A 24,444-nucleotide genomic window follows, 5' to 3' on the forward strand; every position below is an offset into this window, starting at 1 on the left:
AGCGTGCAAGCAGAACAGATTGTGTGGGATCAGGCCCTGATCGAAAAATACAACTACAGTGGTCCGCGTTATACCTCCTATCCCACTGCGCTGGAGTTCAACGAGGGGTTCGGCTATCCGGACTTTGTCCAGGCAGCGGGCCAGTATCCTGCACGCAATCTGTCGCTCTACGTGCACATCCCCTTCTGTCACAAGCTCTGCTACTACTGCGGCTGCAACAAGGTCATTACCCGGCACCAGCACAAGGCAGATCAATACCTCGACTACCTCGAACAGGAGATCAAGGCCCAGGCCCCCCTGTTCAAGGAGAGACTGGTCACCCAGCTGCACTGGGGTGGCGGCACACCCACCTATCTGAGCGACCCCCAGACTCGTCGCCTGATGGCCATGTTGCGGGAGCACTTCCACTTCGCCGAGGAGGGGGAGATCAGCATCGAGGTGGATCCCCGCGAGATCGAATTGTCCATGCTGGATGTGCTGCGGGAGCTCGGTTTCAACCGCATCAGCCTTGGCGTTCAGGACTTCAACAAGGCGGTCCAGGTCGCGGTCAATCGGGAGCAGGACAACGACTTCATCCGCGCCATGCTGGTTCGTGCCCGCGAGCTGGGGTTCCGCTCCACCAATCTGGATCTCATCTACGGTCTGCCGCACCAGAACCGGGAGAGCTTCCATCACACCCTGGAAGAGGTGCTCAAGACCGACCCGGCCCGCCTCTCCATCTTCAACTATGCCCACCTGCCGAGCCGTTTTGCCGCCCAGCACAAGCTGAAAGAAGCGGACATGCCGGCGCCGCAGGAGAAGCTGGCCATGCTGCAGGACACCATTGCCTTCCTGACCGGCCAGGGTTATCAGTTCATCGGCATGGACCACTTTGCCAAGCCCGATGACGAGCTGGCCGTCGCCCAGCGCGAGGGCAAGCTGCATCGCAACTTCCAGGGCTATACCACCCAGGGGGATTGCGATCTGCTGGGGCTGGGGGTCTCTTCCATCAGCATGATGGGGGATGCCTATTCCCAGAACCAGAAGGATCTCAAAACCTACTATGCCCAGGTCGAGTCACTGGGCCATGCCCAGTGGAAGGGGTGCTCCCTCAATCGGGACGATCTGATCCGTCGTGAGGTGATCAAGCGCCTCATCTGCGATTTTTCCCTGAACTTCGCCGCTGTGGAGCAGGCCCACGGCCTGGTGTTCAAGGAGTATTTTGCCGAGGATCTCAAGCTGTTGCAGACCTTCATCGACGACGGTCTGGTGCGCATGACCGAAGAGGGGCTGGAGGTGGTCTCCACCGGTCAGCTGCTGATCCGCAACATCTGCATGTGCTTCGATGTCTACCTGCGCAGCAAGGCGCGCCAGCAGCAGTTCTCCCGGGTGATCTAGGCCGGGCAATGTCGTGGGACAATAAAAAAACCGCCTTTCGGCGGTTTTTTTATTGGGTTTTACCCTTGCTCAGCGTTGAGCCGCACGGGCACTCAGCTCGGCCTTCTCGGCTTCGCTCAGGAAGGCCAGGATCAGGCCGTTCTGCTGGGCGGTGCGGATTTCGCTCACCGTCATGCCGGCAGCGGGGGCAGCCACCTCGTATTCGTGAGGCAGGTCGATCCCCTCCACCGCCGGATCGTCGGTATTGAGGCAGGCCAGCACGCCGGCCGCCAGGAACTGGCGGATCGGGTGATCGGCCAGACTCGCCACTGTGGTGGTCTGGAGGTTGGAGGTGAGGCAGGACTCGATGCCGATGCGGTGTTCGGCCAGATAGGCCATCAGGGCCGGATCCTGGATGGCCTTGACGCCGTGGCCGATGCGCTCGGCTCCCAGCTCGCGAATGGCCTGCCACATGCTCTCGGGGCCGGCGGCTTCACCGGCGTGCACGGTGACCCGCATGCCTGCATCCCGCACCCGGCGGAAGTGGTCGGTGAAGAGCTCGCCCGGGAAGCCCAGTTCGTCGCCGGCCAGATCGATGGCGACCAGGCGATCGCGATGAGCCAGACAGGCATCCAGCTCCTGCTTGCACTGCTCGGTGCCGAAGGTACGGCTCATGATGCCGATGAGATTGGTCTTGATGCCGAAGTCACGGCTGCCTGCGGCCACACCGTCGATGATGGCTTCGACCACGCCCTGCGGGTGCAGTTTGTGGGTCATCGCCATGTAGGCCGGGCTGAAACGCAGCTCGGCATAGTCGATCCCGGCACGCAGCAGATCTTCCACGTTTTCGTAGGCGACCCGGCGGCAGGCATCGTAGTCGGCCAGCACGGCCACGCCCCAGTCCAGTTTCTTCAGGAAGGCCACCAGACTCGGCTCGTTCTCGACGATCTGCACGTGCGGGCGCAGGGCCTCCAGCTCATCGGCTGGCAGTCGGATGTTGTGCTGACGTCCCAGCTCGAGAATGGTCTGCGGGCGGATGTTGCCATCCAGATGGCGATGCAGGTCGGTCAGGGGGAGGGATCTGTCAATCATGGGGCACCTTCTGCGAGTCGGGTTGGAAAGCCTGCCATTCTAGGCGGGGCGCCTGAAAAAGATACCCCGTTTGCAAGCAAACGGGGTGTGATTGGTCAGGCTTTCCCTCAAGGCGTGATGGGAATCGTTTTTCCCGCGGGCTCAGGGAATGTCGAGCTCCTTGAGCTTGCGGGTCAGGGTATTGCGGCCCCAGCCGAGCAGGCGGGCTGCCTCCTGCTTGTGACCGTGGGTGTGATCCAGTGCCGTCTCCAGCATGATCCGTTCGAACTGGGGCATGGCATCCGCCAAGATATCGGTCTCCCCCAGCGCCAGCTTGGCGGCCACCCAGTCCTGCAACTGCTGCTGCCAGCCACCGGTCAGGGCGGGCTGGCCCGGCTCGGCGGTGCTGGTGATGGGGGTCAGCAGCTCGGTGGGCAGATCGCCTACCAGCACCTCCTGGCCCGAGGCCATCACCGTCAGCCAGCGGCAGACGTTCTCCAGCTGGCGCACGTTGCCCGGCCAGGGCAGGCGGCTGATGTAGGCCTGGGTATCCGGGTGCAGGCTCTTGGCCTCCACGTTCAGCTCCTTGGCGGCTCGCAGCAGGAAGTGCTGGGCCAGCTGGGGGATGTCCTCCCGGCGCTCCTTGAGGGCCGGAATATGGATGCGGATGACGTTGAGGCGGTGGAACAGGTCTTCCCGAAACTCGCCGTCGGCGACCCGCTTCTCCAGATTCTGGTGGGTGGCGGCAATGATCCGCACATCCACCTGCACCGGTTGGTGGCCGCCAACCCGGTAGAACTGCCCGTCCGCCAGTACCCGCAGCAACCGGGTCTGCACGTCCAGCGGCATGTCGCCTATTTCGTCGAGAAACAGGGTGCCACCATCGGCCTGTTCGAAGCGGCCGTGACGAATGTTGTTGGCACCGGTGAAGGCCCCCTTCTCATGACCGAACAGCTCGGATTCGATGAGATCTTTCGGGATGGCCGCCATGTTGAGGGCGATGAAGTTCTTGTGGGCCCGGGGGCTGTGCTTGTGCAGGGCATGGGCAACCAGCTCCTTGCCGGTACCGCTCTGGCCGTTGATGAGCACCGAGATGCTGGAGCGCGACAGCCGGCCGATGGCGCGGAACACCTCCTGCATGGCAGGGGCTTCGCCGATGATCTCCGGGGTGGTGGTGGCTTCCTGTTGGCGAGCCTTGCGCTTGGTACGTTGCTCCTTGAGGTGGTTCTCGGCCCGGCGTACCAGGGTGACCGCCTCGTCGATGTCGAACGGCTTGGGCAGGTATTCGAAGGCACCGCGCTGGTAGGCGTTGACCGCGCTGTCGAGGTCCGAGTGGGCCGTCATGATGATGATGGGCAGATCGGCCTGGCGGCGATGGATCTGCTCCAGCAGGCTCAGGCCGTCGATGCCCGGCATGCGGATATCCGAGAGGATCACGTCCGGTGAGCGCATCTCCAGTGAACTCAGCAGGGCTTCGCCGTCGGCGAAACTTTCGCATTCGAAGCCTTCGCTGCCAAGGGTGCGCTCCAGAACCCACCGGATGGAGCTGTCGTCATCGACGATCCACACTTTTGCTGTCATGAGGTTCCCTTATTTGCGAAGTGGTAGATAAATGGTGAATTCGGTGTGGCCCGGCCAGCTGATGCAGTCGATGCGACCCTTGTGCTGATCGATCAGGTTCTGGGCGATGGAGAGGCCCAGGCCCGTTCCCCCTTCCTTGCCGGTGATCATGGGGTAGAAGAGGGTGTCGCGAATGGCGTCGGGAATGCCGGGGCCGTTGTCGATGATCTTGATTTCGGCCGCCAGGCGATAGCGCTGGCCATGGATGGTGATCTGGAAGGCGGTGCGCGTCTTGATGCGGATGAGGCCGTCCTGATCCCCAAGGGCCTCGGCGGCGTTGCGCACTATGTTCAGGAACGCCTGTTGCAGCTGGTCCGATTCCATCTCGAATTCGGGGATGCTGGGGTCGTAGTCCCGCTCGATGCGGATCTGCGGCGGCAGCTCCAGGTCCACCAGACGGCGCACCTGCTCCAGCACGGAGTGAACGTTGTGCATCTGGTGACGGCCGGGACGCTGGGGACCGAGCAACCTGTCGACCAGCACCCGTAGGCGATCGGCCTGCTCGATGATGATGCCGGTGTATTCACGCAAGGCCGGGTCGGGCAACTCCTTTTGCAGCAGTTGGGCCGCGCCGCGCAATCCCCCCAGGGGGTTCTTGATCTCGTGCGCCAGGCCGCGCACCAGCTCCTTGGCGGCCTGCTGCTGGGCGTGTTGCTGCAGCTCCTGGCTGATCTTCTTCTGCTGATCGATCTTGCGCAGTTCTACCACCATCAGTCGCTGTTCATGATCGGCCATGGGGCTGACGCTGATCTCTACCAGCCTGGGCTCCCCCTCCACCACCAGGGTGACTTCGCTGTCGGTGAAGCCCTGCCCCGAAATGAGGCACTGTTTGAAACGCTGCAGATCGAGAGAGATGTGTTCCAGCAGGTGGGGCAGTTCGATGCCGATCAGTCGTCGTTCGCTGAGGGAAAGCAGCTGCTCTGCCGCCGGGTTGACGAATTGAATGCAGAGACGTTCATCCATGAGAATGACGGCGGTCAGCAGATTGTCCAAGAGTGTCTTGGCGTTGTCCGAGCGGGTTGGCACAGGTTTCTCCCTAAAACGGTGCTGCACACCTAGAATGCACCAATATAGTGCATCAAGTTTACCCGCATCGGTGCGTCACATCACCCCTAATTGGCCTTGGGGGCGGCTCTGGGAGCCTGATTCACCGACGCCCTGTGCAGGTAAAAGGTGGTTGGCTTAGATTTAGCAAGGATCGTACCGTCTTTGGCGAGCAACTCGAGCCGTGCCTCGTAAGCGCCCCTATCGAGGTTTTCCACCCGTATGGCCAGGCTGTTGTGAACCAGGGGCACCGCCTTGCCGTTCAGGATCAGGCGCACATCGTATTGCACCGGGACCTGGGGAGAGATCTCGCCCTGGAAGACGATGTTGCCGGTATTGTCGCGCAATGTGCTGCCCGGTTCCGGAGAGATGAGGTCGATCTCCAGAGGGGCGGCTTCCAGGGCTTTCCTGGCATCGACACCGGTCAGGCTGTTGAAGTTGTCCACCTGGACCGAGTGGGGGGCGGTGCCGATGAGCGGCGAGACCCGCAGGTCTACCTCTTTTGCGCTCTTGCCGGGAGGAGGGGCATCGGTGTAGTGGGTCACCCCCTGGGGATCGACCCAGGAGTAGACGCGGGCGGCCTGTGCGGAACAGGAGGCCATCAGCAGGAGGCTCAGCAGCCAGGGTACAGTGTTCATCCATCTCTCCTTGACGGGGTTCACCTTAATCCTATCAGAGAAAAACCACGGGGTCGGGGTGTGAACAGCCGAGGGTGGTACGGCTCCGTGAACGGGATCATCTTTCTGCACGATCGTGCCCGTTCGGCGGTATTTCCGTTGCCAGAATGAAAAAAAACCCGCCAGATGGCGGGTTTGTCATGGGAAAGCGGATTAGACGGAGTAGTACAGCTCGAACTCCAGCGGGTGCGGGGTCATGCGCACGCGGTCAACATCCTGCTGTTTCAGTTCCAGGTAGGAGTTGATGAAGTCATCGCTGAACACGCCACCACGGGTCAGGAACTCACGGTCTGCATCCAGTGCGGACAGCGCTTCGTCCAGGGAACCGGCAACGGTCGGGACTTCAGCGGCTTCTTCCGGCGGCAGATCGTACAGGTTCTTGTCCATGGCATCGCCCGGATGGATCTTGTTGATGATACCGTCCAGACCGGCCATCAGCTGGGCAGCGAAGGCCAGGTACGGGTTGGCAGCCGGATCCGGGAAGCGTACTTCGATGCGGCGGGCTTTCGGGCTCGGCACGACCGGGATACGGATGGAGGCAGAACGGTTGCGGGCGGAGTAGGCCAGCATGACTGGTGCTTCATAGCCCGGCACCAGACGCTTGTAGGAGTTGGTGGTCGGGTTGGCGAAGGCGTTGATGGCCTTGGCGTGCTTGATGATGCCGCCGATGTAGTGCAGTGCCATCTCGGACAGACCGCCGTACAGGTCGCCTGCGAACAGGTTGACGCCGTCTTTGGCCAGGGACTGGTGGCAGTGCATGCCGGAGCCGTTGTCACCGAACATGGGTTTCGGCATGAAGGTGACGGTCTTGTTGTAGGCGTGGGCCACGTTGTGGATCACGTACTTCAGTACCTGTACTTCGTCAGCCTTCAGGGTGAGGGTGTTGAAGCGGGTTGCGATCTCGTTCTGACCGGCGGTCGCCACTTCGTGGTGGTGAGCTTCGACGACCTGGCCCATCTCTTCCAGCACCAGGCACATGGCGGCACGGATGTCCTGGGAGGAGTCAACCGGGGCAACCGGGAAGTAACCACCCTTGACGAACGGACGGTGACCCTTGTTGCCGTGCTCGTAGTCGGTACCGGAGTTCCAGGCAGCTTCTTCGGATTCGATCTTCACGAAGCTGTGGCCCATGGTGTTGGAGAAGGTGATGTTGTCGAACATGAAGAATTCCGGCTCCGGCCCGAACAGCACGGTGTCAGCGATGCCGCTGGACTTCAGGAAATCTTCGGCACGCTTGGCGATGGAGCGCGGATCGCGGTCATAGCCTTGCATGGTGGCGGGTTCCAGCACGTCACAGACGATGTTCAGAGTGGTCTCTTCGGTGAACGGGTCCAGTTTGGCGGAAGCCGGGTCAGGCATCAGCACCATGTCAGACTCGTTGATGCCCTTCCAGCCGCCGATGGAGGAACCATCGAACATCTTGCCGTCTTCGAAGAAGTCTTCGTCAACCTGGTGGGAAGGGATGGATACGTGCTGCTCTTTACCCTTGGTGTCGGTAAAACGCAGATCAACAAACTTGACTTCGTGTTCCTGGATCAGGGCCAAAACGTTCTGGGCTGACATGCTAAGTAACCTCCGGTGTTAAAACTCTTTGGGTGAATGCGTCGTCACATTCACATAAGCCAGTATCGTGCCAAGTTTGTGACAGCTTGATTTCAGGGCACTTGCACCGTTTCAGGCTGTCGAGAAACCCGTTCTCATGCCGGTTGCTGCATTAAAGTGGTGCAACCTTGGATCGTTTTGGTGCACCGAGATGGTGCGCCAGCGTATCCAGGCCATCTAAGCAGCCTTTTGCTGCGGGGTCCATGATCCTGATCCTTTGTTGTGCGTGAATGTGTTGCAATTCTGCTAGGCAGATCACAAAGGCGAGAGTACAATTAGCGCCCAATTTTACCCGGTGATTTGAGGCGAGAATGTTAGAGAATTTACGCAATATTGCGATTATTGCGCACGTTGACCACGGCAAAACGACTCTGGTTGATAAGCTGCTGCAGCAATCCGGCACTCTGGATCGCACCAGCGAAGGTCAGGAACGGATCATGGACTCCAATGATCTGGAACGGGAACGTGGCATCACCATTCTCGCCAAGAACACTGCGATCCGCTGGAACGACTACCGCATCAACATCGTGGATACCCCGGGTCACGCCGACTTCGGTGGTGAAGTTGAGCGCGTGCTCTCCATGGTTGACTCCGTGCTGCTGCTGGTCGACGCCGTTGACGGCCCGATGCCGCAGACCCGTTTCGTGACCCAGAAGGCGTTCTCCCAGGGTCTGAAGCCCATCGTGGTCATCAACAAGATCGACCGTCCGGGTGCTCGTCCTGACTGGGTAATGGATCAGGTCTTCGATCTGTTCGACAACCTGGGTGCCACCGATGAGCAACTGGACTTCAAGGTTGTTTACGCCTCTGCACTGAACGGTTGGGCCACCCTGGATCAGGACGTCCCGTCCGAGAACATGGAACCCCTGTTCCAGGCCATCGTCGACAACGTGGAAGCCCCGAAGGGCGACGTTGACGGTGCCTTCCAGATGCAGATCTCCCAGCTGGACTACAACTCCTACGTGGGCGTCATCGGTATCGGCCGCATCACTCGTGGTCGCGTCAAGACCAACCAGCAGGTCACCATCGTCGGTGCCAACGGCAAACCGCGTACCGGCAAGGTCGGTCAGGTGCTGGGCTACCTGGGCCTGTCCCGTACCGAAGTGACCGACGCGCAAGCGGGCGACATCATCGCCATCACCGGTCTGGGCGAGCTGAAGATCTCCGACACCATCTGTGACAACAGTGCCGTCGAAGCCCTGCCGCCGCTCTCCGTTGACGAGCCGACCGTGAACATGACCTTCCAGGTCAACACCTCGCCGTTCGCCGGTAAAGAAGGCAAGTTCGTCACCTCCCGCAACATTCTGGAGCGTCTGAACCAGGAACTGGTCCACAACGTGGCCCTGCGCGTGGAAGAGACCGAAGATCCGGACAAGTTCCGCGTCTCCGGCCGTGGTGAACTGCACCTCTCCATCCTGATCGAAAACATGCGTCGCGAAGGTTACGAACTGGCGGTATCCCGCCCGGAAGTAATCCTGCGTACCGTGAATGGCGAACTGCAAGAACCGTTCGAAACCGTCACTGTGGACGTGGAAGAAGCGCATCAGGGTTCCGTGATGGAGCAGCTCGGCCTGCGTAAAGGCGAGATGACCAACATGACCCCGGATGGCAAGGGTCGCGTCCGTCTGGACTTCATCATCCCGAGCCGTGGTCTGATCGGCTTCCAGACCGAGTTCCTGACCATGACCTCTGGTACCGGTCTGCTGTACCACACCTTCGACCACTACGGTCCGCACAAGGGTGGCAGCATCGGTGAGCGTCAGAACGGTGTGCTGATCTCCAACGCCACCGGCAAGGCCCTGACCTTCGCCCTGTTCGGTCTGCAAGACCGCGGTCGTCTGTTCATCGGTCACGCGACCGAAGTGTACGAAGGCCAGGTGATCGGGATCCACTCCCGCTCCAACGACCTGACCGTCAACTGCCTGAAAGGCAAGCAGCTGACCAACATGCGTGCCTCCGGTACCGACGAAGCCCAGGTGCTGACTCCGCCGATCCGCATGACCCTGGAGCAGGCTCTGGAGTTCATCGACAACGACGAGCTGGTGGAGATCACCCCGAAAGCCATCCGTATCCGTAAAAAGCTGCTGACCGAACTGGATCGCAAGCGCGCCGGTCGTGCTTGATCGATAGCTGTTCATCGACAGACCAAAGAGAGGCCTTAAGGCCTCTTTTTTTATGGGCTCATGGGGCCTGAGCTGGATGGAGGCGCATCAGGCCGGTCTGCGGGTGGCCAAATGACCACCCTATCTGACACAATGTCTGCATGATCACGCTTACGAGAAACAAGATGCAGCAGCAGATCCGCGGCCGTCTGGCCCATGCACTCTCCTTCTTGCGCCACGATGGTGCCCACTTCGCCCAGTTTGTCTGGGGCCGTTTCCAGCAGGACAGATTGACGGTGACCGCCGGTTACCTGGCCTATGTCACCCTGCTCTCCCTGGTGCCCATGATCGCCGTGGTGTTCGGCATGATGTCGGCCTTTCCGGTTTTCCAGAGCCTGAAGCAGGCGATGGAGCAGTTCGTCTATCACAACTTCGTCCCCACCGCCGGCGAGATGCTCAAGGAGTACATCGACGGCTTCGTGGCCAACGCCACCAACACCACGGCCGTCGGTATCGGTGCCCTGATCGTGGTGGCCCTGATGCTCATCTCGGCCATCGACAAGAACCTCAACTACATCTGGCGATCCACCCGAAGCCGGCCCTTGGCCCAGGCATTCGCCATGTACTGGATGATCCTGACCCTGGGCCCCGTGCTCATCGGGGCCAGCATCGCCATCTCCTCCTACATTCTCTCGCTCAGGTTGTTCGCGGCTGACAGCCTGTTCGGTATCGGCTATCTGCTGCTGCGCAGCCTGCCGTTCCTCTTCTCCGTGCTCACCTTCCTGCTGATCTATACCGTGGTGCCCAACTGCCGCGTGCGGCTGACCCACGCCTTCATCGGTGCCCTGGTGGCGGCCACCCTGTTCGAGCTGGCCAAGCGCGGCTTTGCCATCTACATCACCAACTTCCCCTCCTACCAGGCCATCTATGGCGCCCTGGCGACCATTCCCATCCTGTTCGTCTGGGTGTATCTGAGCTGGCTGGTGGTGTTGCTGGGGGCCGAGACCACCGCCTGCCTCGGGGAGTACGAGAAGCCCGGTGCAGAGGAACTGGCCTGACGCCGGCCGGCCATCACACCGGATCCCGACACAAAGGCGTTGGCCCGGGCAGGGCATTTATTGGTAGCATCGACGACCGCTCATCCCGCAGGATGGGCGGTCGTGCTGTTTTGAGAGGAGAGGGATGTGATTGCACTGATTCAGCGGGTCAGCGAGGCCAGCGTAACGGTAGAGGGAGAGGTGACCGGGGCCATCGGCCAGGGGTTGCTGGTGCTGCTCGGGGTGGAGCAGGGGGATGACGAGGCCAAGGCGGACAAACTGCTGCACAAGGTGAGCGGTTATCGCATCTTCTCGGACGAGAACGGCAAGATGAACCTCAACGTGAGCCAGGTGAGCGGCAGCCTGCTGGTGGTCTCCCAGTTCACCCTGGCGGCGGATACCGGCAAGGGGATGAGACCCAGCTTCTCCGGTGGCGCCCATCCCGCAGATGCAGAGCGACTCTATGAGTACTTCGTGGCTCGCGCCAGGGAGAGCGGTGTGCCGACCGAAACCGGCCGCTTCGCCGCCGACATGAAGGTCAGGCTGCTCAACGATGGCCCCGTTACCTTCTGGCTGCAGGTATAAGGGTGGCAGGCAGAGCGGGCCTCACCGGAGGGCAGGACGCGATGCCTGCACACTTCGCAGGTTCTTCACCCTGCCGGTGCTCGCCCGCCCTGGCCATGCTGACGGGTCGCGTGCAGGATGACGTTGCGGTAGCCGGGCACGTCGTGGACGCGGGTCGGGCCTATCCACTCCTCTGCCAATCGCAGAGCCTGTGCCTGTTCGAGCCGGGTGCGGGGCAGCAGATTGATGATGAGGGTGCCGCTCAGGCGGCTGGCCAGCGCCTGATAGAGCGGGGCCTGGAACAGCAGCAGGGGGTTGCCGTCCTGGCTGAACAAATCCAGCAGCACCAGATCGTAGCTCTCCTGGCTCTGGTGCAGGAAGTGCAGCGCATCGGCGTGATGCAGCCGAGGCGAGCCCCCTGACGAGGGGAGGAAGAACTGCTGGAACAGGGTGAGGATCTCGGCATCCAGATCCACGCAGTCGTGGTGGGCATCGGGCCAGCGTGCCGCCAGGTGACGGGTGAGATCCCCTCCGCCCAGCCCCAGCTCCAGGATCCGGCTTGCCTGCTTTGGCAACTGCTCCGCGATGCTCCGTTGATGAGGCAGACAGAGGCGGGCCGGCTGGTGGAGGCTCATGGCGGATTGCACCACGCCGTCCATTTCCAGCCAGCGATGACGGGCATTTTCAAGCACCGAAACGCGGCGTTCGGGTTTGGCACTGAGGTGCAATAAGTGATCGGCTTGGTACGCTTGCAGATTGAAGTCCATGAATTTGCACGGCAAGATGGCTTTCGACCAGTGTAACTCAAGGATGTTGTTATGTACCGGGTGGTCACCCCCCAAACGGCAGCCGAGCTGGATACCTACTACAGGCTGCGCCGGGAGAAATGGTTGCGTCAGTCCTTCCATCTGCCAGTCGGCGCACACTCAAGGATCGCTTTATGTACCGGGTAGTCACCCCAGAAACACCAGCGGAGCTGGATGCTTACTATCAGTTGCGCTGGGAACTACTGCGCAAACCCTTCAATCTGCCCCTTGGCTCCGAGCGTGACGAGTACGATACCGTCGCCATTCACCGGCTGATGCTCTCACCCGACGGAACGCCCATCGCCGTGGGTCGCCTCTTTGTGGGCGGCGATGAAGCCCAAATCCGCTTTATGGCGCTGCGACCCGAATTTCGCGGCCAGGGGCTGGGCGCCCGCATGGTGGAAGATCTCGAGCAGCTTGCCCGCGACGAGAAGGTGAAACGGCTGGTGATGAACGCCCGCCAGGAGGCGGTGGAGTTCTATCGCCGCTGCGGCTTCCTCGAGGTAGGGGAAGGCCCCGTCTCCTTCGGCCGCATCCCTCACCGCCAGATGATCAAGTCCCTGAGTCCCATGCAGACCATCCAGTACCGTCCGGAGTGGTGCCAGGATCTCACCACCCGCTGGTCGCTGGGCATTCCCATCAGCGAGAAGATGGGGGTGCACATCACCCACTACGATGGCCAGACCTTCCACCTCAAGGCCAACCTGGCGGCCAATCTCAACGTCCACGACACCATGTTCGCCGGCAGCATCTACAGCCAGTGCGTGCTGGCGGGCTGGGGTCTCATCTGGTTGCAGCTCAAGGAGGCAGGGCTGGGAGGGGATACCGTGCTGGCCGAGGGCAACATCAAGTATTACCGGCCGGTGAGCGAAGAACCGGAGGCGCGGGTGGCCCGGGAGGGCATGCCCGCCGTGCTCGAGCCGCTGAGGGGCGGAGAGTCCGCCAAATTCAGCCTGCGGGTGCAGCTGTTCAGCGGCCGCAAGCTGGCGGTGGAGTTTGTCGGTCAGTACGTGGTACTGCCCATCAAGCGCGGCGCACGCTGATCCCTGATGTTCACAGCAACAAGGCCTCTTCGCGAGGCCTTGTTCGTTATTGGGCGGCCGGTGGCCGTGGGCGCCAGAGCGGGCCGCTTCGTCCCTGGGCGGGGTAGCGCACACCCGCCTCCCAGCCACAGGCGTCCTGTCCCGTGGGGAAACTCCAGCCCAGGTCGGGCGCATTGAGGGGGCCGCGCCAGCGGGCGAGCAGCTCGGCGCAGCGCCCCTTGTTCAGGACCCCGAGGTCGAGCTGCCACTGGTCTGCGGCCAGGTCGACACCCCCTTGCAGCGCCAGCAGGTGGGTGATGGTGGAGGCACCGCCTTGCTCGATCCGCACCTTGCCCTGCTCCGCCCTGGCATCCAGCTTGATCTGATAGAAGGGGGTGTCTCCGCGTTGCATCGCCTGCCACAGCGTCTGCGGTGTCAGATCGGGGGGGGTCTGCTCCCTGAACCAGTCATCCAGCAGGGGGTCGATGCCGACCTTGTCCCAGAAGGGATCCTTGCTCTCCAGGCTCAGGCTGCCCTGAAGGGTCCGGCGCCAGTTGGCCGTCTGCTCGCCGGGCTGCCCGTTGAGGTCGGCCTGCAGATCTGCCGCCAGATCCACCTTGCCCGCGAAGGAGACGGGGGAGTGCAGCAACTTGCCCCACTGCTCCAGATCCAGCTGCTTGCCCTGCAACTGCAGACGGCTCTCCTGCCCGGGCGTCCTGCCCCACTGGCCGCTCAGGTTGAGGGAGCCCTCGTCGGGCAGGGAGGTGACGAGGGTGTTGAGCTGCCAGGAGCTGGGGGTCAGCTCGCCATCCAGGGTGCCGTTGCGGGCACTGAGACCGTCCCACACCAGCTCGAACCACTTGCTCTCGATGCGGGCACGTCCCAGCAGGGGGCCTGGCTGGTTGCCCCGCAGGGCGAGATCGTTCAGGTAGAGTTGCCAGCCGGTCAGGGAGAGGGGCAGGGTGTCGTCGAAAGAGAGCACCTTGAGCTTGTCGAAGGCCAGTTTGCGGATGTCGATCTGTTGCGGGCGCCAGCCCTGCCAATCCTGCCACCACCCCTGGGGCAAACTGATGTCCATGCCGCTCAGGGCCAGATCCTTCAGGGTGAGCTTCTGCTGCTGGGTGTCGAGGGCCAGCTCGACGTTGAACTCCCCTTCGTATGCCTTGCCCCGCAGCTCGGCATCCAACTGCCGGGGGGAGAAGGCGAGCTTGCCCTCGACGGCCTCAAGCTGGAACAGGCCGCGGCCCATGTCGCCCAGGGTGCCTGCCAGATAGCCGCTGGGCTGGCTGCCCGCCTGCCAGTCGAAGGCGGTGAGCTGGCCGTTGAAGTTGTTGAGGGAGAGCTCCTGATCGATGGCATTGATGCTCACCTGGGCAAGCTGACCCCTGTCCAGGGTGATGCGGCGCAGGGGGAACTCGCCAGGGGGGATGTCACCAAGCTCGAGTCGCATGGCGCGGGCCTTGAGAGCGTGCAGTTGCAGGCTGCGCTCTGGCCAGTTCAGCACCATGCCGGTCTCGAGCAGGCCGTCGAACAGGTTGGTGGTCAGTCTGTCGGTACTGAGCACCTGCCCCTCCAGCCGCCCCTTTAGGCTGAGACGGGCCAGGGTGAACATGGGGGTCTCCAGCTGGTTGATGCCCAGGGTGAGGTTGGCCTGGGGCTGACGTCTCGGGTCGATCAGTTCCCAGTCACTCAGGGACGCACTGAGGCCGCGCAGGGTCAGGGCCTCGCTCTGCAGGTTCAGGTTGTCGATGGTGCTGTCGCTGATGGTGAGGGAGTGAACCGGCAGGCTTGGCAACTGGTTGGGGAGCGGCAGCTTGATGACAGGACGGATGAGGTCTAGGTGGGCGATGCGCACATCCCGGTTCAACCAGTCGATGTGCTCGATCTCCAGATAGAGTTTTTCCAGCTGTACCGCATCCCCATAGCGCACCTGTTCCGCCAGCAGGGTGTAGGGGTGCAGCGGATTGAACACCAGCCGGCCTATGGTGACGGGCACCCCGGTCTGCTGGCTGAGCCAGTTGGCGATGGGGCCTTTGGCGCGCTCGGCATCGAACAGGCCGAGACCGACCCAGATAAAGAGCAGCAGGAAGGCAAAGGTGTAGAGCAGGCCGCGCAGCCAGGAATTCATCAGTGCTTTCCTCCTGTTTCTGTTGCTTGGTCAGGCATTCGAGTAGTGATCCCGTAGACCGAGCCAGCATCGTATCAAGGGTTCGACACGGCTCGGGTGTTTATCCATCAGGCAAGGTGACCCTCTTCTGCATCTGCCCTGGTCAAGCATTGGAGTAGTGGTCTCGCAGGCCCAGCCAGCGGCGGATCAGGGGCTCGACATGGCTCGTGTGTTTATCCATCAGGCAAGGTGACCCTCTTCTGCATCTGCCTTGGTCAAGCATTGGAGTAGTGGTCTCGCAGGCCCAGCCAGCGGCGGATCAGGGGCTCGACATGCGCCGGGTGTTTGTCCATCAGGAAGCGCGCCATCTTCTGCACCTGAGGGATGAGCGGCTGGTCGCGCACCAGGTCGGCGATCTTGAGATCGGCCAGACCGGTCTGGCGGGTACCGAGCAGCTCGCCTGGGCCGCGCAGTTCCAGATCCCGCTGGGCGATGAGAAAGCCGTCGTTGGTCTCCCGCAGCACCCCGAGGCGGCTCTGGGCCGTCTTGGACAAGGGGGCATGATAGAGCAGCACGCAGTGGGAGGCCACCGAGCCACGCCCGACCCGGCCGCGCAGCTGGTGCAGCTGCGCCAGCCCCAGTCGCTCCGGGTTCTCGATGATCATCAGGCTGGCGTTGGGCACGTCCACCCCCACCTCGATGACGGTGGTGGCGACCAGCAGTTGCAGTATGCCCGCCTTGAACTCCTCCATCACCCGCTGTTTCTCGACCGGTCGCATCCGGCCGTGTACCAGGCCGATGTGCAGGCCGGGCAGCAGGGTTTGCAGCTCGGCGGCAGTGTCTTCGGCGGCCTGGCACTCCAGCACCTCCGACTCCTCGATCAGGGTGCAGACCCAGTAGGCCTGCTTGCCCTCCTCGCAGGCGAGCCTCACCCGCTCGATCACATCCTGGCGGCGACTGTCCGGCAGGGCGACCGTGGTGATGGGAGTGCGGCCCGGCGGCAGCTCGTCGATGATGGAGGTGTCGAGGTCCGCATAGGCGGTCATCGCCAGGGTGCGGGGGATGGGGGTGGCGGTCATGATGAGCTGGTGGGGATGCACCCCTTCCCGCTCTCCTTTTTCTCGCAGGGCGAGGCGCTGATGCACGCCGAACCTGTGCTGTTCATCGATGATGACCAGGGCGAGGCGCTGGAATACCACCTGCTCCTGGAAGATGGCGTGGGTGCCCACCACCATCTTGACGCTGCCGTCCGCGATGGCGGCCAGCGCCTCTTCCCGCGCCTTGCCCTTCTGCTTGCCCGCCAGCCAGCCCACCTTGATGCCGAGCGGCTCCAGCCACCTGGCGAAGTTGATGGCGTGCTGTTCGGCCAGCAGCTCGGTCGGGGCCATCAGCCCCACCTGGCAGCCGTTGCCGATGGCCTGCAGGGCGGCCAGCGCCGCGACCAGCGTTTTACCTGAGCCCACGTCCCCCTGCACCAGCCGCATCATGGGGTGGCTCTGCTGCAGATCCCGGCCGATCTCCGCCACCACCCGGCTCTGGGCGCCGGTGGGGGTGAACGGCAGGGCGCCGAGCAGCTGCCGGACCAGCTCGGGTGCGGGTTTGAGGGCGCGGGCGAGCTGGTTCTGAGCCTGGGCGCGTACCTTCAAGACCGAGAGGTTGTGGGCCAGCAGCTCTTCCAGTACCAGCCGCTGCTGTGCCGGGTGCTGGCCGCTCTCGAGCAGGGCCAGCGCCACCGAGGGAGGCGGGCGGTGCAGCAGCTTCAGGGCCGCGGCCAGATCGATCTGCTGGGGATAGAGGCCGGCAGGCAGCAGCTCCTCGACCCCGTAGAGGTCGAGCTGGGCCAGGGCCTGATCCGTGAGGCTGCGCAGGGTGAGCTGGCGCAGCCCCTCTGTGGTGGGGTAGACGGGGGTGAGGGCCTCTTCGGTCTGGCCGGCCTGCTCCTCGCCGAGCAGCTTGTACTCGGGGTGGGCCATCTCCAGGCCGTACTTGCCGGGACGTGTCTCGCCGAAGCAGCGGATAAGGCGGCCCTGAGCCAGGCTGTTTTTCTGGGCAGCGGTGAAATTGAAGAAGCGCAGGGTCAGGCTGCCGGTGCCGTCGCTGATACGGCACACCAGCATGCGGCGGCGCCCCATCACCAGCTGGGTGTCCTGGATCTCGCCCTCGACGGCACCGTGCAGGCCGGGCGGCAGATCGCCGATGGGCCACACCTGGGTGCGGTCCTCGTAGCGCAGGGGGAGGTGGAACAGCAGATCCTGTACCGTGGCCAGCCCCAGCCGCTCGAGTTTCTCCAGCATCTTGCTGCCGACACCCTTGAGGCTGTCGAGGGAGATTTTATCCAATTTCATCAATTAGATGCCCGAAAACACTGTAAATATGTCCAGATGATAGGGGTTGTTGCGGCCTCGATGCAAGCCGCGTTGTGCCGTTCCGGGCTGGTGGGCAAGGGAGCGGGGGGAGGGTCATCCATGAAAAAGGCCTGCCGGAAACGGCAGGCCTTTTCACTGACGGGGCGCCCTGGCGGTCAGATGATGCGCTTGAGCAGGAGGTGAGCCTTGACCCTGTGGATCCGGGCCAGCAGCTTGCGCACCTGATCCGGGTAATCCTTGATCTGCTCTATCTGGTCGAAGTGACTGATGCGGCGGGTGTGGGCCAGGATGTTCTCCCGCTCCGCACTGAACTGCTCGCGCAGGTGATGGTGCTGGTCGTGTACCAGCAGGCCGTTCTCCAGATCCAGCGCCCAGGCTCGGGGATTGAGGTTGTTGCCGGTGAGCAGGGCCCACTCCTCATCCACGAAGATCCCCTTGAGGTGATAGGAGTTCTTCTCGCAGCACCAGAGCATGAGGTTGAGCCGGCCGTTGTCGATGTAGTGCTGGTTGCGCTCGGCAAACTTGCGCAAGTTGGTCTCGTAGAGATAGGGCAGACCGCCGATGGTGGAGAACTTCTCCTCCGGGGGGATGAAGAAGTCGTTGGCGGTCTTGTCGCCCACGACGATGGTCACCTTGCAGCCGCGTTTGAGCAGCGCCTCCACGTCCTTGTTCAACTCCTTGGGGGGGTTGAAGTAGGGGGTGCAGATGAAGATCTCCCGCTCGGTAGCCCGCACAAGGTTGCGGATCATCCGGTTGAGCTGGTTGCCCCGCTTGCCCAGGCCCACCATGGGGGTCACGGCGATCTCCCGATCGTTGGGCTGGATGCTCTCGAAGCGGTACTGGCAGAGGCGCAGGCGCTGCTTGAAGCGGCGGATCGGTCCTTTGAGCTGCTTGGCGCCGGGAATGCCGGTGCGATCCAGCCGCTGGACGGCCTCGCTGCCGAGGAAGACGTCATCCACGTAGTTGACCATGCTGCGGGTCAGTGCCGGGCTGTGGATCTGGTGATAGCGATCGAAGCGGTAGCGCTCCTGCTGGTGCAGGTAGATGTCGTTGAGGCTGGCGCCGGAGTAGAGCAGGGTGTCGTCGAAGATGAAGCCCTTGAGGTGCAGCACCCCGAGCAGCTCGCGGCCCTTGACCGGCACGCCGTAGATCTCGATCTGGTGTTGGTGGCTGGCGGCCATGGCCTGGTACATCAGGTGGTTGCCTCCCTGCTTGCCCTTGCCGATCAGGCCGCGCTGGGCGCGGTGGAAGTCGACGAACACCTTGATGTCGAGAGAGGGATTGCGCTGCTTGGCGGCATAGAGGGCGGAGAGGATCTCCCGTCCCGCCTCGTCATCCTGCAGATAGAGCGCGATCAGATAGATGCGCTGGGTCGCATGGGCGATGAGCGACAGGATCCGGCTCTTGAAGTCTTTGGCGCTGCTGAGTATCTGGAACTGATCCGCGGCAACCGCGATCTGGGGTAAGCGGGTCAGCAACTGTCGATAATGTGCCGATGAATGCATAGAGAAGCCTGAAATCACGGGATGAAGCGTTCCACTCGGGGCGAAGAATAGGCAATTCTAGCAATCTGTGGCGATGGGCCCAAGCAAGAATCCGTAAAAAGTCGGTGCAATATCACATCGGGGCCGACGGATGCGGCCCCGATGTGTTTCCGTCAGAGGATGGCGCTGGCCGTGGCCACGATGAGGAAGGCGATGGTACCGAGCAGGGTCTCCATCACGGTCCAGGTCTTGAGGGTGGTCTTCTCGTCCATGTTGAGGAAGCGGCTGACCAGCCAGAAGCCGGAGTCATTGAAGTGGGAGAGCACGGTGGCACCCCCGGCGATGGCGATGACGATGAAGGTCAGGTCCAGCTCGCTCAGGCCGGTGGTGGCGGCCACAGTCGGCGCCATCAGGGCGGCGGTGGTGGTCAGGGCCACGGTGGCGGAACCCTGGGCAACCCGCAGCGCGGCGGACACCAGGAAGGCCGCGAGGATCACCGGCATGCCGGTATCGGAGAGCACGTCGGCCAGCGCGGTGCCGATGCCGCTCGCCCGCAATACGCCGCCGAACATGCCGCCGGCACCGGTGACCAGGATGACGGCGCAGACCGGGGCCAGGGCGTCGTTGCAGAACTTCTCGAGCTGCACCTTGCCCTGGCTCTGGCGGAACATCCAGAGGGCATACAGCACGGTGATGAGCAGGGCGACCGGGGTCTTGCCGACCATGCGCAGCACGTTGACCCAGTCCGCACCCTTGTCGATGACGCCCATGACGCCCAGGGTATTGAGGCCGGTATCCATGAAGATGAGCACCAGCGGCAGCAGCAGGATGGAGAGCACCTGGCCGAAGCTCGGCGCCTTGTCGGAGATCTGCTCGGCACTGGCGGTGAAGCTCGGGGGCAGGGGCAGCTCAAACTTCTTGCCGGACCAGAGCCCGAACAGGTAAGCACCCAGATACCAGGTGGGCAGCGCGACCAGCAGGCCCACGACGGTGAGCAGACCGATGTTGGCACCCAGCAGCTCGCTGGCGGCCACCGGGCCCGGGTGGGGCGGCAGGAAGGCGTGCATCACCGCGAAGGCGCCGGCGGAGGGCAGGGCATACTTGAGGACGGAGCCGCCGAACTGCTTCGCCACGCTGAAGATGATGGGCAGCATGACGATGAGGCCGGCGTCGAAGAAGATCGGGAAGCCGAACAGCAGGGAGGCCACACCGAGCGCGAAGGGGGCGCGGTGGGAGCCGAAGCGGTTGATCAGGGTATCGGCCAGTACCTTGGCGCCCCCCGTCATCTCCAGGATCCGGCCTATCATGGCACCGAGGCCGACCAGCAGCGCGACCGAGGCCAGGGTGCCGCCGAAACCGGTCAGCATGGTGGGGATCACCTGGTCATAGGTGACCCCGGTGGCCAGGGCCGTCAGCATGCTGACCAGGGTCAATGCCACGAAGGCATGTACCTTGAATCGCATGATCAGCACCAGCAACATGACAATGGCTCCGCCCGCTACCGAGAGCAGATAGGTGACATCAGGTGTGTTCATTGCTCCGTCCATAAAATTGTCCTCAAATGGTTCTAGTTGTTGTTCTGCACATTTCTGTGCTGCACTTCACATTGCGAAACGTTACCGGTAACATGTTACCGGTAACGTGGTAGCTTAGAACCCATCAGGCGAACGTTTTTTGAAAAGTGAGAGAGAGGTCAAATAATGGCGGGCAAGTGCATTATCGTGATGGGTGTGTGTGGCAGCGGCAAGTCCAGCATCGGCCTCAAGGTGGCCAATGCCCTGGGGGCCAAGTTCATCGACGGCGATGATCTGCACCCTCGCGCGAACATCCAGAAGATGGCGGCGGGCAACCCGCTCAACGATGAAGACAGGGCCCCCTGGCTGGAACGGATCCGCGATGCGGCCTACAGCCTGGAGCGCAAGAACGAGCTCGGCGTCATCGTCTGCTCGGCCCTCAAGAAGCAGTACCGCGACCAGATCCGCGAGGGCAACGACTCGGTGAGTTTCCTGTTTCTGGATGGCAGCCAGTCCCTCATTCTCGAACGGATGCGGGCTCGGCAGGGCCACTTCATGCGCGAAGCCATGGTACAAAGCCAGTTTGATACCCTGGAGCGACCGGATGGCGAGCCCGGCGTGTTTCGCATCGATATCGACGGGACCTTCGAACAGGTGGTCGACCGTGCCGTCACCGCGCTGACGCAGGCGCAATGAGCCATGTCGCGCGCCCGGCTGCAGCCGACCGCGCCCGTATATAGAGTTGGAGAGAAAGCTATGACCCATCCCGTGATCACCCAGGTGACCAACCGCATCCGCGAGCGCAGCACCGCCCGCCGTGCCCGCTTCCTGGCCCGCATCCAGCGCCAGGCCGATCAGGGCAAGACCCGCGCCTCCCTCTCCTGCGGCAACCTGGCCCACGCCGTGGCCGCCTCGAGCTGTGACGAGAAGGGGCGGATCCTCGACATGACCCGCGCCAACGTGGCCATCGTCACCGCCTACAACGACATGCTGAGTGCCCATCAGCCCTATCAGGGCTACCCGGACATCATCAAGGGCGCCCTGGCCGAGCTCGGCCACAGCGCCCAGGTCGCCGGCGGCGTGCCCGCCATGTGCGACGGCGTGACCCAGGGCCAGCCGGGGATGGACATGTCCCTCTTCTCCCGGGATCTCATCGCCCAGGCCACCGCGGTCTCCCTCTCCCACAACACCTTCGACGCCACCCTGCTGCTCGGCATCTGCGACAAGATTGCCCCGGGCCAGATCATGGGGGCGCTTTCCCACGCCCACCTGCCCACCGCCTTCGTGCCTGCCGGCCCCATGGCGAGCGGCATCAGCAACGACGAGAAGGTGAAGGTGCGCCAGCAGTACGCTGCCGGTGAAGTGGGCCGCGACGCCCTGCTCAAGATGGAGTGCGGCGCTTACCACGCGGCGGGCACCTGCACCTTCTACGGCACCGCCAACACCAACCAGCTGGTGTTCGAAGCCATGGGCCTGATGCTGCCGGGCTCCGCCTTCGTGCATCCGCACAGCGAGCTGCGCCGCGCCCTCACCGAGGAAGCGGCCCGCCGCATCAGCGCCATGATCCCGGGCTCCCCGGCCTATCGCCCCCTGAGTGCGGTGATCGACGAGCGCGCTCTGGTCAACGGCCTGGTGGCCCTGCTTGCCTCCGGCGGCAGCACCAACCACAGCATCCACATGGTGGCGCTGGCCCGCGCCGCCGGGCTGGAGCTGACCTGGGACGACCTGAGCGATCTCTCCGACGTGGTGCCGCTCCTGGTGCGCATGTACCCGAACGGCCCGGCGGACGTCAACGCCTTCGAGCAGGCGGGGGGCGTGCCCGGCCTGATGCGTCGTCTGGCCGAAGAGGGGCTGATCCACCTGGATGCCACCCCGGTCTTCGGCGAGATGCAGGACTACCTCAGCCGTCCGGCACTGGTGGATGGCAAGCTGGTGTGGCAACCGGTGGGCGAGAGCGCGGATCCGAGCGTGCTCTCCCCCTCTGGCAGCGAGTTCCAGGCCACCGGCGGCACCAAGCTGCTGGCGGGCAACCTGGGCCGCGCCGTGGTCAAGGTTTCTGCCGTCGCGCCCGAGTATCGGGTCATCGAGGCCCCGGCCCGGGTCTTCTCCTCCCAGCATGCGGTGGAGGCGGCCTACAAGGCCGGTGAGTTGAACCAGGACGCCGTCATCGTGGTGCGCCACAACGGCCCGGCCGCCAACGGCATGCCGGAGCTGCACAAGCTGATGCCGGTGCTTGGCAACCTGCAGAAGGCGGGTCACAAGGTGGCCCTGGTCACCGATGGTCGCCTCTCCGGCGCCTCCGGCAAGATCCCGGCCGCCATCCACGTCACCCCGGAAGCGCTGCACGGTGGGGCCATCGGCCTGCTCGCCGATGGCGACCTGCTGCGGGTGGATGCCGAGTCTGGCCGCCTCGACTGCCTGACCGATTTGAGCGGCCGTACCCAGGCCGAGATCGACCTCACCCTGGAACAAGAGGGGTGGGGCCGTGAACTGTTCAGCGTGATGCGTCGCGCGGTATCGAGCGCCGAGTGCGGCGCCACCATCTTTGACTAAGGAAGAGCTATGCAGAACTGGAAAGTGACCCCTGCCGAGGTGTTTGCCGCCTCCCCCCTGGTACCCGTGATGGTCATCAACGACCTGGAGCAGGCCCTGCCGATGGCCAAGGCCCTGCTGGATGGCGGCATCTCGGTGTTCGAGATCACCCTGCGCACCCCGGTGGCGCTGGACGCCATCGCCCTCATCGCCAAGGCGATGCCGGATGCCATGGTCGGTGCCGGTACCGTGCTCAACTGCGCGCAGTTTGATGCCGCCGTCGCTGCCGGTGCCCGCTTCGTCATCTCCCCGGGCATGACCCCGGCCCTGCTGGCCCACGCGGCCAAGAGCACGGCGCCGCTGATCCCGGGGGTGGCCACCCCGTCCGAGGTGATGCAGGCGCTGGAAGCAGGCTACGACCACCTCAAATTCTTCCCGGCCGAGGCGAACGGCGGCACCAAGGCACTCTCCGCCATCGCGGCGCCCCTGCCCCAGGTGAAATTCTGCCCCACCGGCGGCATCGGCCCGAAAAACGTGGCCGACTACCTGGCGCTGAAATGTGTGGCCACCGTCGGCGGCTCCTGGATGCTGCCGGCAGACGCCGTCAAGAGCGGCAACTGGGAGGAGGTGACCCGCCTCTCCCGGGAAGCGGTTGAATTGGTTAAACGCTAAGCAAATATCGTTTAGAAAAATTAAACAGGCCACCCCCGGGTGGCCTGCTGTTTTTCCGCCCCCGGAGGGGGTGGGGCGTTTGCTTCCGGCCTCGCCCTGACTTAAGGTCGGGGGCCGCCCCTCTCCCCTGGAGCCTTCATGTCCTGTCTGCATCCATCCTACCCGCAAGGGCACTTCACCGCGCTGCACTGCCACCCCCATGCCCAATACTGCTATCTGCACGACGGGGGCGGCATCATCACGGGGCGAGGGGAGGGAGAACTGCTGGTGGCGGGCCAGATCTGCTTTATTCCGGCGGGGTGGGAGCACGAGTTTCGCGTGCTGCGCCGCTCCCGGCTCTCCCTCCTCTATGTGCCGACGTCGGCCCGCACCGCCTTCGGCCCCTTGCAGGTCAGCCCGCTGCTGGCGGGCCTCTTCGCCCGCCTGCCCGAGCTGGCCGAGGAGGAGGTGAAGGGGGCCTATCTGACGGTGCTTGGCCAGGAGCTGGAGCGCGCCGACCCGCTCGCGGCGCGCATTCCCCTCACCGGTGAGCTGGACCCGCGCCTGCTGCGGGTGCTGGACAGGGTGTGCCAGGCACCCGCCATCCATCTGACGCTGACGGCGCTGGCGGCAGATTGCGGCGCCTCGGTGCGCACCCTCAACCGGCTCTTCCTCCAGCAGCTGGGGTGCAGCTTTCGCCAGTGGCGGGAGCAGGTGGTGCTGGGACGGGCGCGCCAGTTGCAGCACCGGGGGCTCACGCTGGCCCAGATCGCCGATCGGCTCGGCTACGAGGATCCTGGCGCCTTGTCCCGCGCCCTCCAGCGCCTCGCCCGGCGCGAACCGGCGGCCTGAGGGCGCGTCGTCTGCCTTCCTGCCCGCCATGGCGGTG

At 63.4% G+C, this 24,444-nt stretch carries 19 protein-coding genes; 9 read left to right on the forward strand and 10 right to left on the reverse strand.

Going from position 1 to position 24,444, the window contains the following annotated elements:
• Window positions 1-3 precede the first annotated feature (3 nt).
• Entirely contained in the window at window positions 4-1,377 is a 1,374-nt protein-coding gene (gene hemN, locus OKC41_RS14245) for an oxygen-independent coproporphyrinogen III oxidase (RefSeq protein ID WP_270672116.1), read from the forward strand.
• 69 nt (window positions 1,378-1,446) lie between these two features.
• On the opposite strand, the gene add is transcribed toward hemN, so the two are convergent.
• From add to glnA, 5 genes are all read right to left on the reverse strand, one after another.
• Window positions 1,447-2,448, reverse strand: a complete 1,002-nt coding sequence (gene add, locus OKC41_RS14250) for an adenosine deaminase (RefSeq protein WP_167826427.1) — start codon at window positions 2,446-2,448, stop codon at window positions 1,447-1,449.
• 141 nt (window positions 2,449-2,589) lie between these two features.
• The gene (glnG, locus tag OKC41_RS14255; RefSeq protein ID WP_161653472.1) at window positions 2,590-4,008 is read right to left on the reverse strand and encodes a nitrogen regulation protein NR(I); all 1,419 of its coding nucleotides are present in this window, start codon (window positions 4,006-4,008) and stop codon (window positions 2,590-2,592) included.
• A 9-nt stretch (window positions 4,009-4,017) separates the two neighbouring features.
• Window positions 4,018-5,073 (reverse strand): nitrogen regulation protein NR(II), encoded by a 1,056-nt coding sequence (glnL, locus tag OKC41_RS14260; protein ID WP_010672524.1) that lies wholly within the window; start codon window positions 5,071-5,073, stop codon window positions 4,018-4,020.
• An 86-nt stretch (window positions 5,074-5,159) separates the two neighbouring features.
• Entirely contained in the window at window positions 5,160-5,729 is a 570-nt protein-coding gene (locus tag OKC41_RS14265) for a DUF4124 domain-containing protein (protein WP_010672525.1), read from the reverse strand.
• Between the two features lie 192 nt (window positions 5,730-5,921).
• Window positions 5,922-7,331, reverse strand: coding sequence for a glutamate--ammonia ligase (gene glnA, locus OKC41_RS14270; RefSeq protein ID WP_010672526.1), 1,410 nt, complete (start codon window positions 7,329-7,331; stop codon window positions 5,922-5,924).
• Window positions 7,332-7,681: 350 nt separating this feature from the next.
• Between glnA and typA the strand changes: the two genes are divergently transcribed.
• The 3 genes from typA to dtd all read left to right on the forward strand — a co-directional run bounded on the left by typA (window position 7,682) and on the right by dtd (window position 11,094).
• On the forward strand, window positions 7,682-9,493 hold the full coding sequence (typA, locus tag OKC41_RS14275; RefSeq protein ID WP_201895192.1) for a translational GTPase TypA: 1,812 nt from the start codon (window positions 7,682-7,684) through the stop codon (window positions 9,491-9,493).
• Between the two features lie 164 nt (window positions 9,494-9,657).
• On the forward strand, window positions 9,658-10,530 hold the full coding sequence (locus OKC41_RS14280) for a virulence factor BrkB family protein (protein WP_039039511.1): 873 nt from the start codon (window positions 9,658-9,660) through the stop codon (window positions 10,528-10,530).
• A 126-nt stretch (window positions 10,531-10,656) separates the two neighbouring features.
• Window positions 10,657-11,094 carry a D-aminoacyl-tRNA deacylase gene (gene dtd / locus OKC41_RS14285; protein ID WP_010672529.1) on the forward strand — a complete coding sequence of 146 codons (438 nt, stop codon included), beginning with the start codon at window positions 10,657-10,659 and terminating at the stop codon, window positions 11,092-11,094.
• Between the two features lie 65 nt (window positions 11,095-11,159).
• Here the strand turns inward: dtd and OKC41_RS14290 are convergent, their stop codons facing one another.
• Window positions 11,160-11,840, reverse strand: a complete 681-nt coding sequence (locus tag OKC41_RS14290; RefSeq protein WP_042865392.1) for a methyltransferase domain-containing protein — start codon at window positions 11,838-11,840, stop codon at window positions 11,160-11,162.
• Window positions 11,841-12,013: 173 nt separating this feature from the next.
• Between OKC41_RS14290 and OKC41_RS14295 the strand changes: the two genes are divergently transcribed.
• Window positions 12,014-12,922 (forward strand): bifunctional GNAT family N-acetyltransferase/hotdog fold thioesterase, encoded by a 909-nt coding sequence (locus OKC41_RS14295; RefSeq protein ID WP_201895191.1) that lies wholly within the window; start codon window positions 12,014-12,016, stop codon window positions 12,920-12,922.
• Between the two features lie 46 nt (window positions 12,923-12,968).
• Here the strand turns inward: OKC41_RS14295 and OKC41_RS14300 are convergent, their stop codons facing one another.
• The 4 genes from OKC41_RS14300 to OKC41_RS14315 all read right to left on the reverse strand — a co-directional run bounded on the left by OKC41_RS14300 (window position 12,969) and on the right by OKC41_RS14315 (window position 20,393).
• Window positions 12,969-15,029: an AsmA-like C-terminal region-containing protein gene (locus OKC41_RS14300; protein ID WP_201895190.1), complete on the reverse strand. Its 2,061-nt coding sequence runs from the start codon at window positions 15,027-15,029 to the stop codon at window positions 12,969-12,971.
• Between the two features lie 254 nt (window positions 15,030-15,283).
• Window positions 15,284-17,353 carry an ATP-dependent DNA helicase RecG gene (gene recG, locus OKC41_RS14305; RefSeq protein WP_201895189.1) on the reverse strand — a complete coding sequence of 690 codons (2,070 nt, stop codon included), beginning with the start codon at window positions 17,351-17,353 and terminating at the stop codon, window positions 15,284-15,286.
• 176 nt (window positions 17,354-17,529) lie between these two features.
• Window positions 17,530-18,879, reverse strand: coding sequence for a CDP-diacylglycerol--serine O-phosphatidyltransferase (gene pssA / locus OKC41_RS14310; RefSeq protein WP_201895188.1), 1,350 nt, complete (start codon window positions 18,877-18,879; stop codon window positions 17,530-17,532).
• Between the two features lie 152 nt (window positions 18,880-19,031).
• The gene (locus OKC41_RS14315) at window positions 19,032-20,393 is read right to left on the reverse strand and encodes a GntP family permease (protein ID WP_270672111.1); all 1,362 of its coding nucleotides are present in this window, start codon (window positions 20,391-20,393) and stop codon (window positions 19,032-19,034) included.
• A gap of 165 nt (window positions 20,394-20,558) precedes the next feature.
• Here OKC41_RS14315 and OKC41_RS14320 point away from each other — a divergent pair, with 165 nt between their 5' ends.
• From OKC41_RS14320 to OKC41_RS14335, 4 genes are all read left to right on the forward strand, one after another.
• Window positions 20,559-21,068 (forward strand): gluconokinase, encoded by a 510-nt coding sequence (locus OKC41_RS14320; RefSeq protein WP_039039504.1) that lies wholly within the window; start codon window positions 20,559-20,561, stop codon window positions 21,066-21,068.
• Between the two features lie 60 nt (window positions 21,069-21,128).
• Window positions 21,129-22,925, forward strand: coding sequence for a phosphogluconate dehydratase (gene edd / locus OKC41_RS14325; RefSeq protein WP_041212168.1), 1,797 nt, complete (start codon window positions 21,129-21,131; stop codon window positions 22,923-22,925).
• Window positions 22,926-22,934: 9 nt separating this feature from the next.
• Window positions 22,935-23,576: a bifunctional 4-hydroxy-2-oxoglutarate aldolase/2-dehydro-3-deoxy-phosphogluconate aldolase gene (locus OKC41_RS14330; RefSeq protein WP_039039502.1), complete on the forward strand. Its 642-nt coding sequence runs from the start codon at window positions 22,935-22,937 to the stop codon at window positions 23,574-23,576.
• Window positions 23,577-23,714: 138 nt separating this feature from the next.
• A complete protein-coding gene (locus OKC41_RS14335; RefSeq protein ID WP_103858166.1) occupies window positions 23,715-24,407 on the forward strand; it encodes an AraC family transcriptional regulator in 693 nt (230 codons plus the stop codon).
• Window positions 24,408-24,444: the final 37 nt, after the last annotated feature.

The sequence above is a fragment of the Aeromonas sp. QDB17 genome, assembly GCF_027705305.1.
Lineage (GTDB): Bacteria > Pseudomonadota > Gammaproteobacteria > Enterobacterales > Aeromonadaceae > Aeromonas > Aeromonas caviae.

What these genes read in the sequence shown, in the direction of transcription:
- typA (WP_201895192.1), top strand. Translation starts at nt 7,682, where the DNA reads ATGTTAGAGAATTTACGCAATATTGCGATTATTGCGCACGTTGACCAC.
- glnG (WP_161653472.1), bottom strand. Translation starts at nt 4,008, where the DNA reads ATGACAGCAAAAGTGTGGATCGTCGATGACGACAGCTCCATCCGGTGG.
- edd (WP_041212168.1), top strand. Translation starts at nt 21,129, where the DNA reads ATGACCCATCCCGTGATCACCCAGGTGACCAACCGCATCCGCGAGCGC.
- OKC41_RS14290 (WP_042865392.1), bottom strand. Translation starts at nt 11,840, where the DNA reads ATGGACTTCAATCTGCAAGCGTACCAAGCCGATCACTTATTGCACCTC.
- OKC41_RS14295 (WP_201895191.1), top strand. Translation starts at nt 12,014, where the DNA reads ATGTACCGGGTAGTCACCCCAGAAACACCAGCGGAGCTGGATGCTTAC.
- OKC41_RS14300 (WP_201895190.1), bottom strand. Translation starts at nt 15,029, where the DNA reads ATGAATTCCTGGCTGCGCGGCCTGCTCTACACCTTTGCCTTCCTGCTG.
- pssA (WP_201895188.1), bottom strand. Translation starts at nt 18,879, where the DNA reads ATGCATTCATCGGCACATTATCGACAGTTGCTGACCCGCTTACCCCAG.
- OKC41_RS14280 (WP_039039511.1), top strand. Translation starts at nt 9,658, where the DNA reads ATGCAGCAGCAGATCCGCGGCCGTCTGGCCCATGCACTCTCCTTCTTG.
- OKC41_RS14335 (WP_103858166.1), top strand. Translation starts at nt 23,715, where the DNA reads ATGTCCTGTCTGCATCCATCCTACCCGCAAGGGCACTTCACCGCGCTG.
- OKC41_RS14265 (WP_010672525.1), bottom strand. Translation starts at nt 5,729, where the DNA reads ATGAACACTGTACCCTGGCTGCTGAGCCTCCTGCTGATGGCCTCCTGT.
- OKC41_RS14330 (WP_039039502.1), top strand. Translation starts at nt 22,935, where the DNA reads ATGCAGAACTGGAAAGTGACCCCTGCCGAGGTGTTTGCCGCCTCCCCC.
- add (WP_167826427.1), bottom strand. Translation starts at nt 2,448, where the DNA reads ATGATTGACAGATCCCTCCCCCTGACCGACCTGCATCGCCATCTGGAT.
- OKC41_RS14320 (WP_039039504.1), top strand. Translation starts at nt 20,559, where the DNA reads ATGGCGGGCAAGTGCATTATCGTGATGGGTGTGTGTGGCAGCGGCAAG.
- glnA (WP_010672526.1), bottom strand. Translation starts at nt 7,331, where the DNA reads ATGTCAGCCCAGAACGTTTTGGCCCTGATCCAGGAACACGAAGTCAAG.
- recG (WP_201895189.1), bottom strand. Translation starts at nt 17,353, where the DNA reads ATGAAATTGGATAAAATCTCCCTCGACAGCCTCAAGGGTGTCGGCAGC.
- OKC41_RS14315 (WP_270672111.1), bottom strand. Translation starts at nt 20,393, where the DNA reads ATGAACACACCTGATGTCACCTATCTGCTCTCGGTAGCGGGCGGAGCC.